This is a genomic window from Vibrio sp. Vb1755 (assembly GCF_033338635.1).
Classification (GTDB): Bacteria; Pseudomonadota; Gammaproteobacteria; order Enterobacterales; family Vibrionaceae; genus Vibrio; species Vibrio alginolyticus.
In genome coordinates this window covers 1-1,071 of sequence record NZ_JAWOTA010000330.1, presented here as the reverse complement: position 1 = coordinate 1,071, position 1,071 = coordinate 1, and the positions used below count along the sequence as shown (strand labels likewise).

Annotated in this window: 1 protein-coding gene; it reads right to left on the bottom strand. The window is 45.9% G+C overall.

Features of this window, described 5'->3' with window-relative positions:
- The coding region (locus tag R7E00_RS24920; RefSeq protein ID WP_318124894.1) for a penicillin-binding protein activator at nt 1-1,071 on the bottom strand (1,071 nt) is incomplete at both ends.

Here is a 1,071-nt window from a genome sequence, read left to right as displayed (position 1 = left end):
CTATAGCCTTCACTAAACAAGTATTTTGCAGCTTGAGCCACTTCTTGCTCAGGTGACAACGCTAGGTAGCAAATGTCGGTACCTGGCTGAACATCTTCAGGAATATTCAACGCCAGTGCGGGAATGGCTGGACTGTTTGCTGAACCATCCATTGTGGTTTGCAATAGTTCAACATTTTCTTTTTGCAGCGGGCCGACAACAAAATCGATGTTTTCGTTGATAAGACGTTGTTTCACTTCATCAGCGCTGTACGCATTCGTATCAATGACGGTAAGCGTTGCGCTTGGATCGCGGTTTCTATCATTCATCATCGCGAATACAAAACCATCGCGGATCAATTGTGCCTGAGGCGCAAACTTACCTGTTAATGGTAACAACAATGCTGTGTTATTTGGTTTTACGATATCAAGTGACAGAATGTTTTGAATTTCTTCTGGTGTATAGATTGCCGCTGGGTGTGACGGGTTCTCGTTCAACCAACGCTCAAGGGTATTTTTTAACTGAGACAGATTGCCGGAGAGCGTTTTTGCGTAAACTGCTAATTGCAACCATCCGTCTAACACGTCTTCGCTGGGTTCAGTTTGTAGCGAAGTCAGCTCATATTCAGAGTAACTGCCAAAGTTCATCCAAATTCGGCTTGAGATTTCGCGTTGCTCTGCTGATGACGCGTATTGACTAAACGCTACCAGTTGGCGGTTGGCTTCAAACGGCTGATTTAGGCTTTGGTAAGCATCGGCACGTAGAGAGTAGTAATCTTTCCACTGCTCATTCGGTAGTTTCCACCAAGGCTTAAAGTTAAGAAGTTGCAACAACTGAGAGTAATCGCCTTGCTTTTGCTGTATGGTCGCACGCGCCAGTTGCCACTCCGCCTGTTGAACTTCCGTCAATTGTTGGCGAGCCAGACGTTTTATCAGAAGGTCTGCTTGATCCAATTGGTTCGCTTGGATTGCGGCTTTGGTTGCCATGATCAACCAGTCATTTTGTAAACTGCCTTCCGTGCTATCAGCTTGAATCATGTAGTTCTGTACCGACTGGGTAGGCTCAAGTGTGACATCTACGCCATCAGGCTGT